Here is a 16468-nt window from a genome sequence, read left to right on the forward strand (position 1 = left end):
AAACTACCTCCTAGAGAAAGATACCTTATTTTACCGTTGCCTCCGATCTCCTCGTTCCCATGATTTCAAATGAGGAAATGGATCGAACGACCATTCTGTATATCCATTGTCCTTATACATTCCGTAATGTAAGTGGGGGGGGAATTTCCCAGCGGTACCAGGAGGGCCATAACCAGAACTACCAACGGAGCCAATTAACTGTCCAGGCTCTACTACTTGCCCAACCTCTAAATCTTTCGCAAAACCGTTAAGGTGAGCAAAATAGTGATAGGTGTTATTAATATCACGAATGCCTAAACGCCAGCCACCGAACTTATTCCAACCTTTAATTTCGATAATTCCGTAGCAAGTAGAACGGACAGGAACACCGTAGCTTGCAAAAATGTCTGTACCTTCATGCATTCTTCTGCCGCCCCAACCTCTAGCATCTCCCCATGTATTTTTATAGCTGAAGTTAGAGCGAATTGGTAATGGAAATGCATGTTTATCTAGTTGGAGTGTCTTGTATGTTTTATATAATTTTAAGTGCCCCATAATAAGGCCAACTGTTTTATCACGTTGATAATAATCCCACAGCGCAATTTTTAAATTTTCTTTATCTGTTCCATAAGATTGAAGATAGGTAGCAAATGTGTATAATACGTCTTCATCATTCGTGGAATCAGCGATCCCGTCCCCATCACCATCCAATCCGATACCACTAAAGAATTGAATGCTAGTTGGATTTGTATCTTTTGGATTAGGATTTAATGGACCAGCCCATGTTTCTGGTTTGTAATAGATCCCAATAACACCAGTTGCTTTTGGTATATCTCGTCGGACTCTTCTTACATTTCGTTCATACTGATCCACCGCAGCAAAATAGTACCAAGGTATCTGTGTAACAGATTGCATTTTCGTATATAACTCATTTCTTTTTTCGTAAATTTGCTCGTTTGTTAAATTATCAATAGGAGCTGCAGATGTCGTATCAGGGAGATAACTTATAATTAAAATAACGCATAGTAGTAGTCTAATCACTCTTTTTTCTCCTTTCCGAACTTAGTAAGAACGTTGCAGTTAGAATTCTTTGCCTAGTGTTAGTTTGGTGTATTTTCCATATTTAATAATTACTAATTCATGGAAGTAGTGAAGTCGAAGTTTTTGGACTTGTTTCTTTAGAGGATGTTTGGTAAAGTGACATGTGAGAAACATGTCATTTCCCCTATGGGTTTAATAAGAATTTATTAATAGCGACTTTTGAAAAAAGACAAGTTGGAGTTGATCATATGGTGAAAAAAGAGGACTACATAAGAAAACCGGATTGGCTGAAGATTAAGTTAAACACAAACGAAAATTACACTGGTTTAAAAAAATTAATGAGAGAACGTAATTTAAATACAGTATGTGAAGAAGCGAAATGTCCAAACATTCATGAATGTTGGGCTGTAAGACGTACAGCGACGTTTATGATTTTAGGTGCGATCTGTACACGTGCATGTCGTTTCTGTGCGGTGAAAACTGGTTTGCCTACGGAGTTAGATCACCAAGAACCAGAACGTGTTGCAGAATCTGTTAAATTAATGAATTTAAAGCATGCTGTTATTACTGCAGTAGCTCGTGATGACTTAAAAGACGGTGGTGCAGCTATATTTGCTGAAACAGTTAGAGCTGTTCGCCGCGAAAACCCTTTCACAACGATTGAAGTCCTTCCTTCTGATATGGGAGGAGTATATGAGAATTTAAAAATGTTAATGGATGCGAAACCAGATATTTTAAATCACAATATTGAGACCGTACGCTCATTAACACCACGCGTGCGTGCTAGAGCTACGTACGATCGTTCTTTAGAGTTCTTAAAACGTGCGAAAGAAATGCAACCAGAGATCCCAACTAAATCCAGCTTGATGATTGGACTTGGTGAAACAAAAGAAGAAATCATTGAAACAATGGACGATCTTCGTGCTCACGATGTTAATATCATGACAATTGGCCAGTATTTACAGCCATCTAAAAAGCATATTAAAGTGCAGAAATATTACCATCCAGATGAGTTCGAGGAATTACGTAAAATCGCAATGACAAAAGGATTCAATCATGTCGAAGCAGGTCCATTAGTGCGCTCTTCTTATCATGCAGATGAACAAGTAAACGAAGCAGCAAAAGCAAGACAAGCTCAAGCGTAAAAAATGGAAAAAGGGGTCTTGCCCCTTTTTCCATTTTTTTTAGTTCTTTCTCATATTTTTTCTGTGTTCACTATATTCATTCTCCAGATCTTCGTTTTTTTCGCCTTTTCCTTCACCGTTTCCGTTTTCACCTTTGGTTAGGTCATTTCCTTGTGGAGACTGTAGCATTTCGTCAATAGTGTTTTCTAGAATTTCATCCACATTTGGACTTGAAACTGTTAACATTCTGAAACGTTCAATTTCTGCAATCATTCGTGGATTATCAGAAACATAAACATGATAGAATCTAGGGACAACGGATAATGCAGATTTGCTAACTTGGTTTGCTACTTCTTTACGGTTCTCACTACTTGTTTTATAAGCAATAAGTACTTCTTCATCAGTAACTAGCGTAGCAACATCCTCTACATTCGGCATTTGCACAAGCATTTTTGAAATAACGTTCGCTACTTCATCATAGTCCACAGCAGCAATATTTTCGTTATGTCGCTGTGAATTCTTTACAGGTGAAGCTTGCTCTCGCACATAGCCAAATTTACCTTGTCCATGGTTCTGGCCATCTCGCTCATCATACATGTTGTACAGATTGTTATCTGTTTTCGTGTTTAACGCTCGACCTTGCCTATCGACGATTTCACTACGTGCCTGACGTTCATTTGGAGTTGTATCAAATTGGCAAGCTGTTGTAAATGAAGCGGATAACCCCAAAATACCGATTATAGCTAAAGTTTTCTTCAATGGTAACACCCCCTTATCTATAGGATGACCTTTAAGAATTATTTTTGTCTTAGAAATTGATGGAGAATGGTCTATAATGTAAGTAAGAGATGAAATGGAGGATCGGAACATGATTTGTATAGGTAATCATTGCTATGAGTTAATTGAGGAAGGAAGAGACGGTTTTAATGAAGAAGCTTTCAAAAGCCGATACATTGATGTGTTAAATAAGTACGATTACATCGTGGGAGATTGGGGCTATAATCAATTACGCTTACGTGGGTTTTTTGAGGATCAGAATCAAAAATCAACGCACGATACAAAAATAAGTACATTACCCGATTACATTTATGAATATTGTAATTTTGGTTGTGCATTCTTTGTCTTAAAAAAGGTGAAAAAAGCTTGATGCAAAAAGCCCTACTAGCAGTAAAGGTTCTCTGTTAGTGGGCTTTATTGCGTTTTGTTACCTTACTCATCTTTATTTTCGTGTGTGGGATCTGCTCCAGGAAATTGTCTCGGAAGATCATTATGAAGAGCCTTGTTTTCATAGTTAAATGCACTATAATAATGCTGTCCCTCTTTCCAAGGTGTACTCTTATTTTCAACAGGAGTGTCTTTCCCTCGTGGTGAACCGTAAGGACCTTCTGGTAACGTCTCGGGAAATAAATGATTTTGCATGTTTTCTACATTAGTGAAATCACTATATTGCTCCTTATCCTTTTCACTCAACATTATTCAACCCCTTCTTATGCAGTTTTCCTTAGCTTTTCCTACATATCGGGGATTATTTATTTCTGTTGTGTTTAAACGACTTCATACAGGAACGAGCGTAATTCCTCTGCTTCGTCTTCCGGCAGTTGATAAGCATGTTCAATATAGCCTGGTTCATCTAAGTCGTCACTACCGATAATAGCAAAGCGATTACTTTGAATGTTGAGAACAAGGCTTTTACCATAGTAACGATCCGATTTAACAATGGCTAAATCAAAACGAGTATGTTCCCCCATGAAACTGATAAAACGCGTTTTCGTTTCTACTGTATCATCATAAAGAAAAAATCTCTCTCCCATTTGTATTTCCTCCTAAAATATAGCTATTGAATGTACTTTTTCTAGTATAACAAATACAAAAGCTTTCTTGTTAGAAGATATGGCAAACCTCCCTGGAAAATGGGACAAATTACATTTCTGTGATAAAATAAAGTAAAATAACTTTTAAAATATAGGAACTCTAAAGATGTAAAACACGTTTACATATGATCGAAGAATAAAGTGGATTTTACATCCATTCACATAATATTTTGTAGCTAAAGGGGATTTTTAGGTATGTACTTTGTGGATCGTGAGAAAATTGAGCAAATCTTAGTTTATATTGAAGAGAATTTGAAGTGTTACCAAGATCACTCATCTTGGAATACTGTTGTAGAACGTAAAGCACTTGAGCGTATTGTTCAATCAACTATTGAAGGAATATTGGATGTTGGGAATGCTATGATTGATGGATTTATAATGCGAGATCCTGGGAGTTATGAAGACATTATTGATATATTAGAGGATGAAAAAGTGGTTACATCTGACATAGCGGAGCAATTAAAGCGATTAATTCGTCTTCGGAAAACGTTAGTTCAGGAGTACTTAGATCTTCAGCATAATGAGTTGAAAGGAAACTTAGATGAAACGAAGGTAGCTGTTTCTGTGTTCTGTGTTTCTGTGCGACATTATTTAGAAAATGAATTAGGTCCAGTATCTGCATTTAAAAATTAGGCTACCCTGATAAGATTAGCACTCACATTAAACATCCTGTTGATCTCCGTGCCAGGTTGTTCGCTTATCCAGAGGGCGGTCCGGGAGCCTCCTCGGCCTAGCGGCCTGCGGGGTCTCCCTTGTCCCTTCCTCCCGCAGGAGTCTCACACCTTGCACTCCGATCAACAGGGGGGACGGGTTTAAACATAACGTTTAACGGAACTTAGTCTCTTTTTTTCATCAACCATGGTGCAATTTTTCTTTGCATTGCATGGGTGTCAACTTTGAAAATATAAGGTGCCCCCATTGAACGCTTTTACATGAAAAAGGAAATATGCTAATATTAACAAATTAAACGGGATTATAGGTGGAGTGAGAAATAGATGAAGAAGTATCAAGGTTATTTAATTGATTTAGATGGAACTATGTATCGTGGAAAAGAGAAAATTGAAGAGGCAAGTGAGTTTGTAAAGCATCTTTTTGAGAAAAAGATTCCTTACTTATTTGTTACGAATAATTCCTCAAGAACTCCGCAGCAGGTAGCGCAAAAGCTTAGAGATTTTGGAATACCTTCGACGGATGAACAAGTTTTTACAACAAGTAATGCTACAGCGAATTATATATATGATTATAAACCAGACGCAAAGATTTATGTGATTGGAGAAGAGGGAATTCGCACGGCCCTTACCGAAAAAGGCTTCGAAATAGTCGAGGAACATGCAGATGTTGTGGTAAGTGGCATCGATCGAGCGATTTCATACGAGAAGCTGGCACTCGGGGCGATTAACATTCGTAATGGCGCAAGATTTATCTCAACAAATGGTGATATTGCTATTCCAACTGAACGAGGATTATTACCTGGAAATGGCTCATTGACCTCCGTGCTGACTGTTTCGACGGAAACGCAACCAACCTTCATTGGTAAACCAGAAAAAGTAATTATGGAACAAGCTTTAAAAGTGTTAGGTGTACCGAGAGAAGAAACCCTGATGGTTGGAGATAATTATCATACCGATATTAAAGCAGGTATGAATGCTGGAATGGATACCCTTCTTGTCCACACAGGTGTTACAACAAGAGCTCATTTAGAAACATATCCGGAGCAACCAACGTATACAGTGAATTCTTTAGAGGAATGGATTCAATATCTTTAAGAAAAAGTGCCAGGCTTTTTGTGCCTGGCACTTTTTTTTATTCTGTATTAGCCGCCCTATGTGCTAAGCGGCTTGAGGCTGCAGCGGCAATTGCTCCCACTATGTCATCGAGGAAGGTATGAACTTTACCTGAATTTTTATCGTTAAGGGTCCCTAAAATGCCAGGTTTTTGCTTGTCTATATATCCGTAATTTGTGAAACCGATTGATCCATAGACGTTTACAATGGATAAGGCTAGAACTTCATCAACTCCATACAATCCCTCATCTTTACGAAGGATACGTAAAAGCGGCTCTTGTATTTGTCCTTGTTCTGCCAAAATATCAAGCTCTATCCCAGTAAGAATGGTATTTTGTACTTCACGCTTGGAAAGTACACGATCGATGTTTTCTAAGCACTCGGATTTCTCTAATGCTGGGTGATATTTTGATTGCAGAAAATACACTAAGTCTGCAATGTCATCCATTGTCACCCCTCGCTCTTCTAAGAGTGTTCTTGCTTTTCTTTCGACTTCATCCATATCCTTGAAATTTTTCATGAGCTCACCCGTCTTTTATAATATAGTCGCAAATGTTGTAACGAATTTTTCCCATTAAATAGTCTTATTAATACATAGGCTCTGTTAAAGTTATAGTGATAATTTTTAGGTTACTCTAGCTGTTGATTGGAGCACGAGGCAAAGACTCCTGCGGAAATCAACAGCGGTGTTTAACAGAACCAATACTAAAGATAAATAATAAATACATCTTTACAGTGCCCACATTTTCTTAATTTATATACATAATTAGTTAATACATGGAACTCATTCTTGTTGTTGGGAGCGAAATGGCTTTCTTATTGTTAAATGCAACATCTTAACAAGTTTTCTTTCCTCTACTCATATATTTGGTACTAGAGGGAAGGAGGAGCAAAATTGAAACAGATAATCTATGAACAATATGAGTTAAGGGTGGAAAGAAAGCAAAAGGTTCGACATTATGATGCTTTTTGGGCAAACCGAGTGCTGTACATATTAGTACCGGTTGGTCATTTTGAGGAAGCGGAGATAGAAGAGTTACAAAAGTTAAGTGACTATATGATACGCGCTCATCAAGATATTTATGTTAGTTCTTTTGTGAAAAATAAAAGTGAATCTTACACAACCGAAATAGAAGGAAGAAAAATGGCACTTTTTCGCATGCCCTATGATTATAGCTCAAGGAAATTAGTGGTCGGTAAGGAATTGGCTTTGTTTCATAGTAACGGGAGAGGCTTTCCCGCAAAGGTAACCTCCATCAACCGCATTGGTCAGTGGAAAAGTTTATGGGTAAAAAGAATAGACCAAATGGAACACTTTTTTCGAGAAAAAATAAGAAGTAATCCAGTGGATATGTTTGATACATTATTTGTAGAATCTTTTCCTTATTATTTAGGATTAACAGAAAACGCTATTCAATATTTAGTGGATACCGAATTAGACGATAGCCCAATGGTCAATGATGCTGCTACACTTTGTCATCATCGATTCACCAATTTAACTTGGCAACAATCACAGTGGATGAAGCTGCCAACAGATTGGATTTTCGATCATGCTTCGAGAGATATTTCAGAATGGATTCGAGCAGAATGTAGGAAAGGAAAAGATATGAATACGATACAAATCCAAACTTTTATGAAGGATTATGAAGAAGTATCTCCTCTATCTAGTTTTTCCTGGAGATTGTTATATGCCCGACTTGTATTTCCAGTTCATTATTTTGAGTGTGTGGAAGATTATTACACAAGCGGTCCAATTGCTGATAAAAAATGGCATGAAGAACGATTACGAGGTATCTTGAATGCCTCCACGACATACGAACAAATCTTAGGAAACTTCTATGATCTTGTCGGAGTACCAGCTAAAACTTATGGAATTCCTATATTGGAATGGGTTAAGAAATAAAGATATTTTATGGGTAATTCTCTATATAGGTATGTAAGAAAAGGGGAAACAGTGATAAAATATCTAGTAATCGTAGCAATAGATAACCCTTACTTACTGCAAGGAGTGTAGCAAATGTCCAAGCCATATGTATTTATTACTAGAAAGATTTCCGAGGAAGTTCTAGCCCCTTTAATGGAAATAGCAGAAGTTCATAGTTGGAATAGCGAAAGCGAAGCAGTCCCCCGTGAAGTATTATTAAAAGAAGCAAATAAAGCAGATGCTTTATTAACAATGTTATCAGATTCCGTGGATCAAGCATTACTAACACAAGCGCCGAATTTAAAGGTAATCGCAAATTTAGCGGTTGGATTTGATAATATCGATGTAAAGGTTGCTACTGAACAAGGAATAGCAGTATGTAATACACCAGATGTTCTGACAGAAACGACTGCAGATCTTACATTCGGATTAATGTTAGCTACTGCGAGAAGATTAACGGAAGCGGAAACCTATGTAAAAGAAGGAAATTGGCAAAGTTGGAGTCCTTACCTTTTAGCAGGATCAGACGTTCACCATAAAACGATTGGAATTGTTGGTATGGGGAAGATCGGTCAAGCCGTTGCAAGACGTGCGAAAGGCTTTGGAATGGAGATACTTTACCATAATAGAAGTAGGAATGATGTTGCGGAAAATGAACTAGGAGCAATGTATTGCTCATTTGACGAGCTATTGACGGAAGCAGATTATGTTGTTTGCCTGACTCCATTAACGGAGGAAACGAAGCACCTTTTTGATGCTGATGCCTTTAAGCGTATGAAGCCCTCTAGCATCTTTGTCAATGTCGGAAGAGGGCAGGTAGTGGATGAAACGGCATTGATAGATGCGCTCTCCAAGAAAGAAATTGCTGGAGCAGGATTAGATGTGTTTTATCAAGAACCAATTGGAGCTGATCATCCACTGTTAAAATTGCCTCAAGTAGTTGCTCTACCACATATCGGTAGTGCAAGCGTGGAGACGAGAACGATAATGATGGAACTGTGTCGCGATAATATTATTGCGGTGCTAAATGATAAAAGACCCAAGACTTTAGTGAATCGGGAGTGGGGAAGATAACTCTATACAGTTGTACTAACTGAAATTATCTAGCCCGCATTAAGAATAAAGCTTAGTATACGAAAAGCCATGAATCTCTTCAACAAGAGTTTCATGGCTTTTCAAATGTTATTAATCTATAGGCTATGTTTAAACACCGTCCTTAAACAAAGCCAATCTTTAAAATGCGCCAGAACCACCGCCGCCTCCACCAGCACCGGCTCCTCCTCCTGAGAAGGAGCTAGATCCACTTTGAGTGGCTGTATTGCTTGCAGTGGAAAAGCCAGGGGAAGCAATGCTAGCTAATAGGATAAGTGTCGTTATATTGATACCAGAAAAGGAAGTCGATTGAGCATGATCTACCGGCTTTTGGAAAATTGAAACCAGCTTTTCATTTTTCTTTTGCATCTTTTTCTCGTTTAAACCTAACGCATAGATGAAGGCACGCATTTTTTCATCTTCTGTCCACAAGTCCCAATCATCCTGAGAAAGGGAAGGAAAGTTCTTTTTAAGTAAAGACCATTCAAGAAAAACCCTTGCTCCTGTTTCTGTTCGAGGCCTATACGAAATGGCGTAAATGATAACTGTTAAGAATAGAACAATTGTAAAGAAGAATGATACAAATAATCCGTATACTGGGAAAAAGAAAAGAAACGGGATAAGAATTAAGCTAGAGAAGCCTATTAACATTCGATAGGTCGTTTTCTTTTCATAAAGCTCACGTTCGTTTACTTCTTTTGTAATTGCTTGAACCCACATAGATTGATACTTTGTAAATTTGGTATGATTTTTCTTATTCTTCATATATTCGTCCAAATTTTTAAAGCTAAATTCATTATCCGCACCTATTTCATCGAACAACCACTTAATTAAGATATCTTGATGTGTTTCTGTGACGTTGCGATTGATTAGTTGAAAACTATTGTTAGAAAGTTTTTTTACATAACCTAGCCTAACTAAATCAAGCAATGCAGCCGCAATAGCTTGGGGTGGAAGGTGGTAATTGGTAAATAAAATGGTTGCAGGTAAACTCATGTATTGCTTAGGAGTACCAGTGACACCTGCAAGTTCTTGAAGTATCCTCCGCTTTAAACTTCTAGCTTTGATCCATGTAAAAGTCATAAGAATCCCTAAAATAATTGCAAACACAGGTAATAATATACTGGAAATAGTAGAAAGCAATTCACGATTTTCTTCTCTATTCAAAGCCGTTGCGATACCCTTTTCCTGCTCTTGTAAAATTGCCTTCTCCATTAGTTTCTCAGAGGCTAGTGGCGCAGAGCTAAAAAGCTGGGAAGGATAGACAACTCGAATATCTCCATTTTCTTTTTTGGAGACATAGCCAAAGTCAAAATGAACAATTCCCTCGGAAGCTATAGTTTCCTTTCCGAAGGCTTCATCATAACCAAAAGCAATTACCTTATCGGATGCTTGTGGAGGATGAATCGTTATGGACAGATTTTCATAGTCCGATTTATTACTTTTATCAAAAAACGGCCAGTAGAATTCGGAGACATCTGGATAAACATCGACACCGTTAACGATAGTATATCGAATGGTTACTGTGATTGTTTCATCTTCTCCTGAACGATAAATGCGGTAGAGCGTTTTATCTTTTTCTATTTTTAATATATTCTCGTTTTCTGAAGCTTCCAATTGAATAATTTCCGTTCCAGTTTTGGGAATTAACTCCCTTGTAATTCCATTAAACTCGCCATTAAATTGATAGGTATGAGTTTCTTCGATTTTAACATTCCCATTTTCTTGTAAGTAAGCGTTAATATGCACATTTGTAATAGAGAATTCTACTGCCGAAGCTTGAGTGGGAAGCAGAAAGAATAACGTCAATAGTAACGTAGGAATAAACCATTTTAACTTCATACAAAACACCTCTTTCTACTATGTAATACGAAACCTTAGCAAAAAAGTTTCAATAATCACCTTCTCTTTAGAATTCCCCAAAAAATTATTTCTTACAGCGCCAATATAGTAAACGCTTACAACTGAAACACAAGAAAAAAACCTCTTGTCATGAGCTTCAAACCAACCTATAATGTCCATTATAGAAGAACAAATGTATTTTTAGAGAATACAGTGGGGCTGGAACCCAAAATAAGGAGTGATTGTTTGTGAAGGTGATTTCCGTTGGGCTACTTGGTTTGGGGACTGTTGGTTGTGGTGTAGTGAAGATTGTAGAGAACCATCAAGATAAGTTGATGCATCAAGTAGGCTGTCCGGTAGAGGTAAGAAAGGCGTTAGTGAAAGATTTACATAAGGAGCGGATGGTGGATATAAACCCAGAGCTATTAACCCTACATGCAGAAGAGGTACTAGATGATCCGGCGATAGATGTTGTCATCGAGGTGATGGGAGGAGTGGAGGAGGCCAGACATTATATTTTACGGGCCTTGAAGAATCGGAAGCATGTAGTAACGGCTAATAAAGATTTAATGGCGGTTCATGGTTCGGAGCTCCTCGCAACTGCTGCAGAATATAATTGTGATTTATTTTACGAGGCAAGTGTCGCAGGAGGAATTCCAATTTTAAGGAGCTTAGTAGATGGTCTTGCTTCAGATCGAATTACCAAAATGATGGGGATTGTTAACGGTACAACCAATTTCATCCTTACAAAAATGAACAATGAGGGTTCATCTTATGAGGAGGTTTTACAAAAAGCACAAGCTCTTGGCTTTGCAGAAGCAGATCCCACATCAGACGTAGAGGGAATTGATGCTGCTAGAAAGATGGCAATCCTTGCTACACTTGGCTTTTCTATGAATATAGAATTAAAAGATGTACAGGTAAGGGGCATCTCTTCTATTACGGAAGAAGATTTGGAATATAGCAAAAAGCTCGGATATACAATGAAACTAATTGGTATTGCTGATCGCGATAAAGAAAAAGTAGAAGTCAGTGTAGGACCTACTTTATTGCCACAGGCACACCCATTAGCTAGTGTACAGAATGAATATAATGCAGTATATGTCTATGGTGAGGCTGTAGGAGAAACGATGTTTTATGGGCCTGGGGCAGGTAGTCTTCCGACAGCTACTGCGGTAGTATCTGACCTTGTTGGGGTTATGAAAAATATGAGGCTTGGAGTAAATGGTAAAAGCATGGTTACTCCTCAATTTAGCAAGACGCTAAAAGAAAAGGATGAAATATTCGCAAAGCATTTTCTCAGAGTTCATGTAAAGGATGAGGTAGGTGTACTCTCTCATATTACGAATCTCTTTTCTAACAAGGGAGTGAGCTTCGAAAAAATCTTACAACTGCCATTAAGGGAAGAAGCATTAGCAGAGGTTGTAGTAGTTACCCATCATGCATCCTTACAAAAATATGAAAATCTTCTAGAAGAACTAGCAAGCATGTCAATGGTCAAAGAAATTAAAAGCAGCTACCGTGTGGAGGGAGAAGTGGCAGTATGAGATGGAACGGTTTAGTAGAAAAGTATAGCAAATTTCTTCCTGTCAGTGAAAAAACACCGAATGTGACACTTCAAGAGGGGCATACACCTCTTTTGTTTTTAGAAAATCTCTCTAACCAATTAGGCATAGAACTGCATGCGAAAGTAGAAGGTGCCAATCCAACAGGTTCCTTTAAAGATAGAGGAATGGCATTAGCAGTAGCAAAAGCAAAGGAAGAAGGAAGTACAACAATTGTCTGTGCATCAACTGGAAATACCTCGGCCTCTGCGGCTGCTTATGCTGCTAGAGCTGGCTTGAAATGTATCGTAGTAATTCCAGAAGGAAAAATTGCTCAGGGCAAATTAGCACAAGCAGTTATGTATGGAGCGGAAATTTATTCTTTAGAGGGAAATTTTGACGAAGCGTTGAGCTTAGTTCGAAGACTCTCAGAAGAACTCCCAATCACATTAGTGAATTCTCTTAATCCTTACCGTATTGAAGGACAAAAAACGGCTGCATTCGAAGTGTGTGACCAGCTAGGAAGAGCACCAGATGTGCTCGCTTTACCTGTTGGAAATGCTGGTAATATTACAGCATATTGGCGAGGGTTTCAGGAGTATCATAAGCATTTTCAAACTGGATTACCACAAATGCGAGGCTTTGAAGCCGAAGGAGCGGCGGCGATCGTTCAGAATCGCGTAATTTCTAACCCCGAAACGATAGCAACTGCGATTCGAATTGGCAACCCAGCAAGCTGGGAGCATGCGGTTCGTGCGGAAAAAGAATCGAAGGGAAAAATAGATTTCGTAACAGATGATGAAATGGTAAATGCTTATCAATTGCTAGCTAAAACAGAAGGAGTTTTTGCAGAGCCAGCCTCTTGTGCATCGATTGCTGGTGTCCTAAAACACTTACAAAGTGGGGAAATAGCGAAGGGAAAAAGAGTAGTTGCTGTTCTAACGGGAAATGGTCTAAAGGATCCAGTCACTGCGACAGAACATGCAAATGTTGAGGTTCGGTACATTGCGGGTTATAACCAATTAATGCAATCCTTCGATGGAGTATCGATATGAAGGAGTATAAAAGTGGTTATGTGATTAAGGTACCTGGTAGTTCAGCTAACTTAGGACCAGGCTTTGATTCTATTGGTCTTGCTGTAACGAAATATGTCACCCTATTTGTGCAATATGCCGAAAATTGGAGATTTACGAGCGTACCTCCGCTTTTAATTAGTGAGGAGGATAATATTTTACTTACGGTTTGCTCTGAATTGCAAAAGCTTTGGAATGTAGAAGCTCCCCCAGCACATGTGCATATTATGAGTGAAATCCCGCTTGCTCGTGGCCTCGGAAGTAGTGCCGCTGCGATTGTTGGAGCTATTGAAATCATGAATATCCTTTGTGATAAGAAACTTTCTCCAGACGAGAAACTTCAACTAGCAGCACGTTTTGAAGGCCATGCAGATAATGTAGCCGCCTCTCTATATGGAGGACTAGTTGTTTCAACCTACAAAAATGGTCAATGGGAATATGTGAAATTGCCAGTCACAGATCTGGAAATGGTAGTGGTAGTTCCTGATTTTGAAGGAAAAACAAAGGACGCTAGACAGCTGTTGCCTGATAAACTTTCTTTTAAAGAAGCGGTATTAGGCAGTAGCCATGCAAATGTATTACTAGGTGGGTTGTTTATGAAGGATTGGAAGCTAGTAGGAAAAATGATGGAAAGTGATGTCTTTCATGAGCCTTATCGCCAAAAGTTATTTCCCAAACTTCCTCAGTTACGTGAAGCTGCCAAGAGAGCTGGATCGTTTGGCGTAACTATAAGTGGTGCAGGTCCCACTGTTATTTGCTTTTGTGAGCGAGGAAAAGGAAGAACGGTACAGAATGAGTTAAGCTCAGAATTTCCAGAATACAAGGTCGAGCTCTTAGAAATTAGTCAGGTCGGTAGTGAAGTTCATTCCAATATTTATTGTTGTGTATAAGTATATAAAAAAACGGGATTGGCTTTTCGCCTTTCCCGGTTTTTCTAATTGGAGCTGACAATGCCAGGCTCCACATTTCTAATTAAAATACTTGTTCTACTTCGATAATACCTGGTACTTCTTCTAATAATGCACGCTCAATTCCAGCTTTTAGCGTAATAGTAGAACTTGGGCAAGAACCACAAGCGCCTAATAGACGTAGCTTTACAATTCCATCCTCAACATCTACAAGCTCACAATCTCCACCGTCACGAAGCAGAAATGGACGTAATTTATCTAAAACTTCCTGTACTTGCTCATTAATTTCTGGGTTAGACATTTTTTTAGCTCCTTTCCTTACATACTTATATTATAAAGGGAAATTTATAAAAAATCTATTGCCTTGCTTTGGGTGTTTTTAGGAAATTATAAATTAAATTATGAAAAAGAAAGCGTTTTACGATAAAATAAAAGAAAATGCGAGAAATAGAGGTGCAACTATGTCAACAAATCCGGTGGAAATAACAATCTACGGTACTGAGGTGCTTTGTCCAAGCTGTGTAAACCTGCCTTCATCAAAGGAAACATATGAGTGGTTACAAGCAGCGGTTTCTAGAAAATATCCAAACCAGCCATTTACTATCTCTTATATAGATATTTTCAATCCTGAAAATTGTGAGGAGAAAAAAAAGGAATTTGCAATTCGAGTAGTGGAAGAAGACATGTTTTATCCAGTTGTCGTCATTAATGGTGAAATTGTTGGAGAGGGAAACCCTAAACTAAAAGCAGTATATGCAGAAATGGAAAAGTACGGATATGTAGCTTCATAAATCCGTACCATGGGGATGAAAAAAGAAATGATAAGTAGAAAGGAGGCTGTCCACATTTGGACAGCCTCCTCTATATACTTTTCTATTTAGTTACCCATTATGATACTTATACCTCATAAAATATTATCAAAACCCTTCGATACCAAGGTTTAACACCCTGTTTCTAAGTTAATTCTTAATAAAACCCAACATTAACCCAACACTTTAAAAGCTTTTCTATTTTTAAAGCATATTATTGAGGATTTTCGATAATCCATCATCAACTTGTGATTGCATCTTTTTTGTTACATGGGTATAAATTTGTGTAGTGATTTTTCCATCGGCATGTCCCAGTCGCTTCATGATCGCCGGCAGAGATGCTTTAGCTTCGGCTAGCATCGATGTATGCGTATGCCTGAAAATGTGTGGGTGTAACTTCTTATTAAAAGTAACCCATTTTTCATACCTTTTCAATCTGTAATGCACAAATCTTGGCGATAGAGGAAATCCATTATCTCTGGTAAATACAAAACCAGCATCATGCCATTGATCTCTCATCGCCATTTTTCTTTCTTTTTGTCGTTTACTCAGTTTTTTTAACATATCTATTATCTTTGGATCAATAGAAATAGTTCTAATGGATTTTTCAGTTTTTGGAGTTAATAATTGATATTCGTCCATTTTTCCATCTATATTATAGATAGTTTTAGATATGGAAATCTCATTGCTAAAGAAAATAATATCACTTTCTTTTAACGCGCATACTTCTCCTATCCTCATACCACTGAAAGATAAGAGGTAGAACATTTCAAGGTCATTAAATAAACCACGTTCTTCTACCATAGTTAGGAATTCTTTTAATTCACTGTGTTCCAGATATTTTTCTTCTACCTCATTATTCTCAATTTCTTCTATAGTAAGTATCTTTTTTGGAATAACTGCAAAATCGGCAGGTGATTCTTTAATTATGTTGTTAATAATGGCGTGCAAGAATATTTTTTTGGCGCAAGTGTGAGCATTAACGATGGTATTTCTTGAGTATCCATCGTTTTGCATGCTGATAATTACTTTTTGATACATTGCTCTAGATATTTTACTTACTCCGATGTGAGCAATGTATTTTCCAAAACGCTTCACATGGTAAACTTGCGATCTATGGGCACTTATTTTTAAATTCCTTTTATTTGCTTCGAGCCAAAAAGAAGCGAGTTCCGCAAATGTTATTTTTGAGGTTTTTCCAGTAAGAAGGCCATAATCTTCTATTTCATTCAACTTCTTTTCTAAATTGGCCTTTGCTTCTTTTTTTGTTTTCCCTCGGGCAGACACTTGGCGTCTTCTTCCACTCACAGGATCCTTCAATGTGTCTGATAAGGCCTCTATTGTCTTCCCTTTTTTTAATTTAACTTCCCTGAAGTGCATTCAATTACCACTCCCGATATTTTGTTTTTTTCGAAGATATCAACAATAAAATAGAATATACGTTCGGTTTTTAGTGTTTAAGAAAAGCCCACAAATG

General features: G+C 37.9%; 18 protein-coding genes. 10 read left to right on the plus strand and 8 right to left on the minus strand.

All coding sequences use genetic code 11. The features are described from left to right. Nucleotides 1-30: 30 nt before the first annotated feature. Nucleotides 31-987, minus strand: a complete 957-nt coding sequence (locus BK580_RS03945) for a M23 family metallopeptidase (RefSeq protein WP_328589089.1) — start codon at nt 985-987, stop codon at nt 31-33. Between the two features lie 281 nt (nt 988-1268). Between BK580_RS03945 and lipA the strand changes: the two genes are divergently transcribed. Continuing rightward, nucleotides 1269-2165 carry a lipoyl synthase gene (lipA, locus tag BK580_RS03950; protein WP_078379103.1) on the plus strand — a complete coding sequence of 299 codons (897 nt, stop codon included), beginning with the start codon at nt 1269-1271 and terminating at the stop codon, nt 2163-2165. Nucleotides 2166-2204: 39 nt separating this feature from the next. Here the strand turns inward: lipA and BK580_RS03955 are convergent, their stop codons facing one another. Further along, nucleotides 2205-2903 carry a YhcN/YlaJ family sporulation lipoprotein gene (locus BK580_RS03955; RefSeq protein ID WP_169864795.1) on the minus strand — a complete coding sequence of 233 codons (699 nt, stop codon included), beginning with the start codon at nt 2901-2903 and terminating at the stop codon, nt 2205-2207. Between the two features lie 109 nt (nt 2904-3012). On the opposite strand from BK580_RS03955, the gene BK580_RS03960 reads away from it, so the two are divergent. Beyond that, nucleotides 3013-3291 carry a YutD family protein gene (locus BK580_RS03960; protein WP_078379105.1) on the plus strand — a complete coding sequence of 93 codons (279 nt, stop codon included), beginning with the start codon at nt 3013-3015 and terminating at the stop codon, nt 3289-3291. Nucleotides 3292-3353: 62 nt separating this feature from the next. Here BK580_RS03960 and BK580_RS03965 read toward each other — a convergent pair whose 3' ends face one another. Together BK580_RS03965 and BK580_RS03970 are read right to left on the minus strand one after the other, a co-directional pair. Further along, nucleotides 3354-3617: a cytosolic protein gene (locus tag BK580_RS03965; protein ID WP_211278996.1), complete on the minus strand. Its 264-nt coding sequence runs from the start codon at nt 3615-3617 to the stop codon at nt 3354-3356. Nucleotides 3618-3688: 71 nt separating this feature from the next. Continuing rightward, nucleotides 3689-3955, minus strand: coding sequence for a DUF3055 domain-containing protein (locus BK580_RS03970; RefSeq protein ID WP_078379106.1), 267 nt, complete (start codon nt 3953-3955; stop codon nt 3689-3691). A 255-nt stretch (nt 3956-4210) separates the two neighbouring features. On the opposite strand from BK580_RS03970, the gene BK580_RS03975 reads away from it, so the two are divergent. Beyond that, the gene (locus BK580_RS03975) at nt 4211-4648 is read left to right on the plus strand and encodes a DUF86 domain-containing protein (protein WP_078379107.1); all 438 of its coding nucleotides are present in this window, start codon (nt 4211-4213) and stop codon (nt 4646-4648) included. Nucleotides 4649-5010: 362 nt separating this feature from the next. Further along, on the plus strand, nt 5011-5781 hold the full coding sequence (locus BK580_RS03980) for a TIGR01457 family HAD-type hydrolase (protein ID WP_078379108.1): 771 nt from the start codon (nt 5011-5013) through the stop codon (nt 5779-5781). A 37-nt stretch (nt 5782-5818) separates the two neighbouring features. Here the strand turns inward: BK580_RS03980 and BK580_RS03985 are convergent, their stop codons facing one another. Then, nucleotides 5819-6319 (minus strand): phosphatidylglycerophosphatase A family protein, encoded by a 501-nt coding sequence (locus BK580_RS03985; protein WP_078379109.1) that lies wholly within the window; start codon nt 6317-6319, stop codon nt 5819-5821. A 375-nt stretch (nt 6320-6694) separates the two neighbouring features. On the opposite strand from BK580_RS03985, the gene yutH reads away from it, so the two are divergent. After that, complete coding sequence (gene yutH / locus BK580_RS03990) at nt 6695-7702, plus strand: spore coat putative kinase YutH (RefSeq protein WP_078379110.1); 1008 nt, start codon at nt 6695-6697, stop codon at nt 7700-7702. A 114-nt stretch (nt 7703-7816) separates the two neighbouring features. Then, a complete protein-coding gene (locus BK580_RS03995) occupies nt 7817-8797 on the plus strand; it encodes a 2-hydroxyacid dehydrogenase (protein WP_078379111.1) in 981 nt (326 codons plus the stop codon). 159 nt (nt 8798-8956) lie between these two features. Here BK580_RS03995 and BK580_RS04000 read toward each other — a convergent pair whose 3' ends face one another. Beyond that, complete coding sequence (locus BK580_RS04000; RefSeq protein ID WP_078379112.1) at nt 8957-10657, minus strand: DUF2207 domain-containing protein; 1701 nt, start codon at nt 10655-10657, stop codon at nt 8957-8959. 248 nt (nt 10658-10905) lie between these two features. Here BK580_RS04000 and BK580_RS04005 point away from each other — a divergent pair, with 248 nt between their 5' ends. The 3 genes from BK580_RS04005 to thrB are packed head-to-tail and all read left to right on the plus strand — an operon-like array spanning nt 10906 to nt 14164. Continuing rightward, nucleotides 10906-12204, plus strand: a complete 1299-nt coding sequence (locus BK580_RS04005; RefSeq protein WP_078379113.1) for a homoserine dehydrogenase — start codon at nt 10906-10908, stop codon at nt 12202-12204. Then, on the plus strand, nt 12201-13256 hold the full coding sequence (gene thrC, locus BK580_RS04010; protein WP_078379114.1) for a threonine synthase: 1056 nt from the start codon (nt 12201-12203) through the stop codon (nt 13254-13256). Before BK580_RS04005 ends, thrC begins: the two co-directional genes overlap by 4 nt. Next, on the plus strand, nt 13253-14164 hold the full coding sequence (gene thrB / locus BK580_RS04015; RefSeq protein ID WP_078379115.1) for a homoserine kinase: 912 nt from the start codon (nt 13253-13255) through the stop codon (nt 14162-14164). Before thrC ends, thrB begins: the two co-directional genes overlap by 4 nt. 82 nt (nt 14165-14246) lie before the next feature. Here thrB and BK580_RS04020 read toward each other — a convergent pair whose 3' ends face one another. Continuing rightward, nucleotides 14247-14483: a NifU family protein gene (locus BK580_RS04020; protein ID WP_078379116.1), complete on the minus strand. Its 237-nt coding sequence runs from the start codon at nt 14481-14483 to the stop codon at nt 14247-14249. Between the two features lie 160 nt (nt 14484-14643). Here BK580_RS04020 and BK580_RS04025 point away from each other — a divergent pair, with 160 nt between their 5' ends. Then, a complete protein-coding gene (locus BK580_RS04025; protein ID WP_078382630.1) occupies nt 14644-14973 on the plus strand; it encodes a YuzD family protein in 330 nt (109 codons plus the stop codon). 222 nt (nt 14974-15195) lie between these two features. Here the strand turns inward: BK580_RS04025 and BK580_RS04030 are convergent, their stop codons facing one another. Next, nucleotides 15196-16371, minus strand: a complete 1176-nt coding sequence (locus BK580_RS04030; RefSeq protein WP_078379117.1) for a tyrosine-type recombinase/integrase — start codon at nt 16369-16371, stop codon at nt 15196-15198. Between the last annotated feature and the right edge of the window lie 97 nt (nt 16372-16468).

This window comes from Sutcliffiella halmapala (assembly GCF_002019665.1).
Classification (GTDB): domain Bacteria; phylum Bacillota; class Bacilli; order Bacillales; family Bacillaceae_I; genus Sutcliffiella_A; species Sutcliffiella_A halmapala.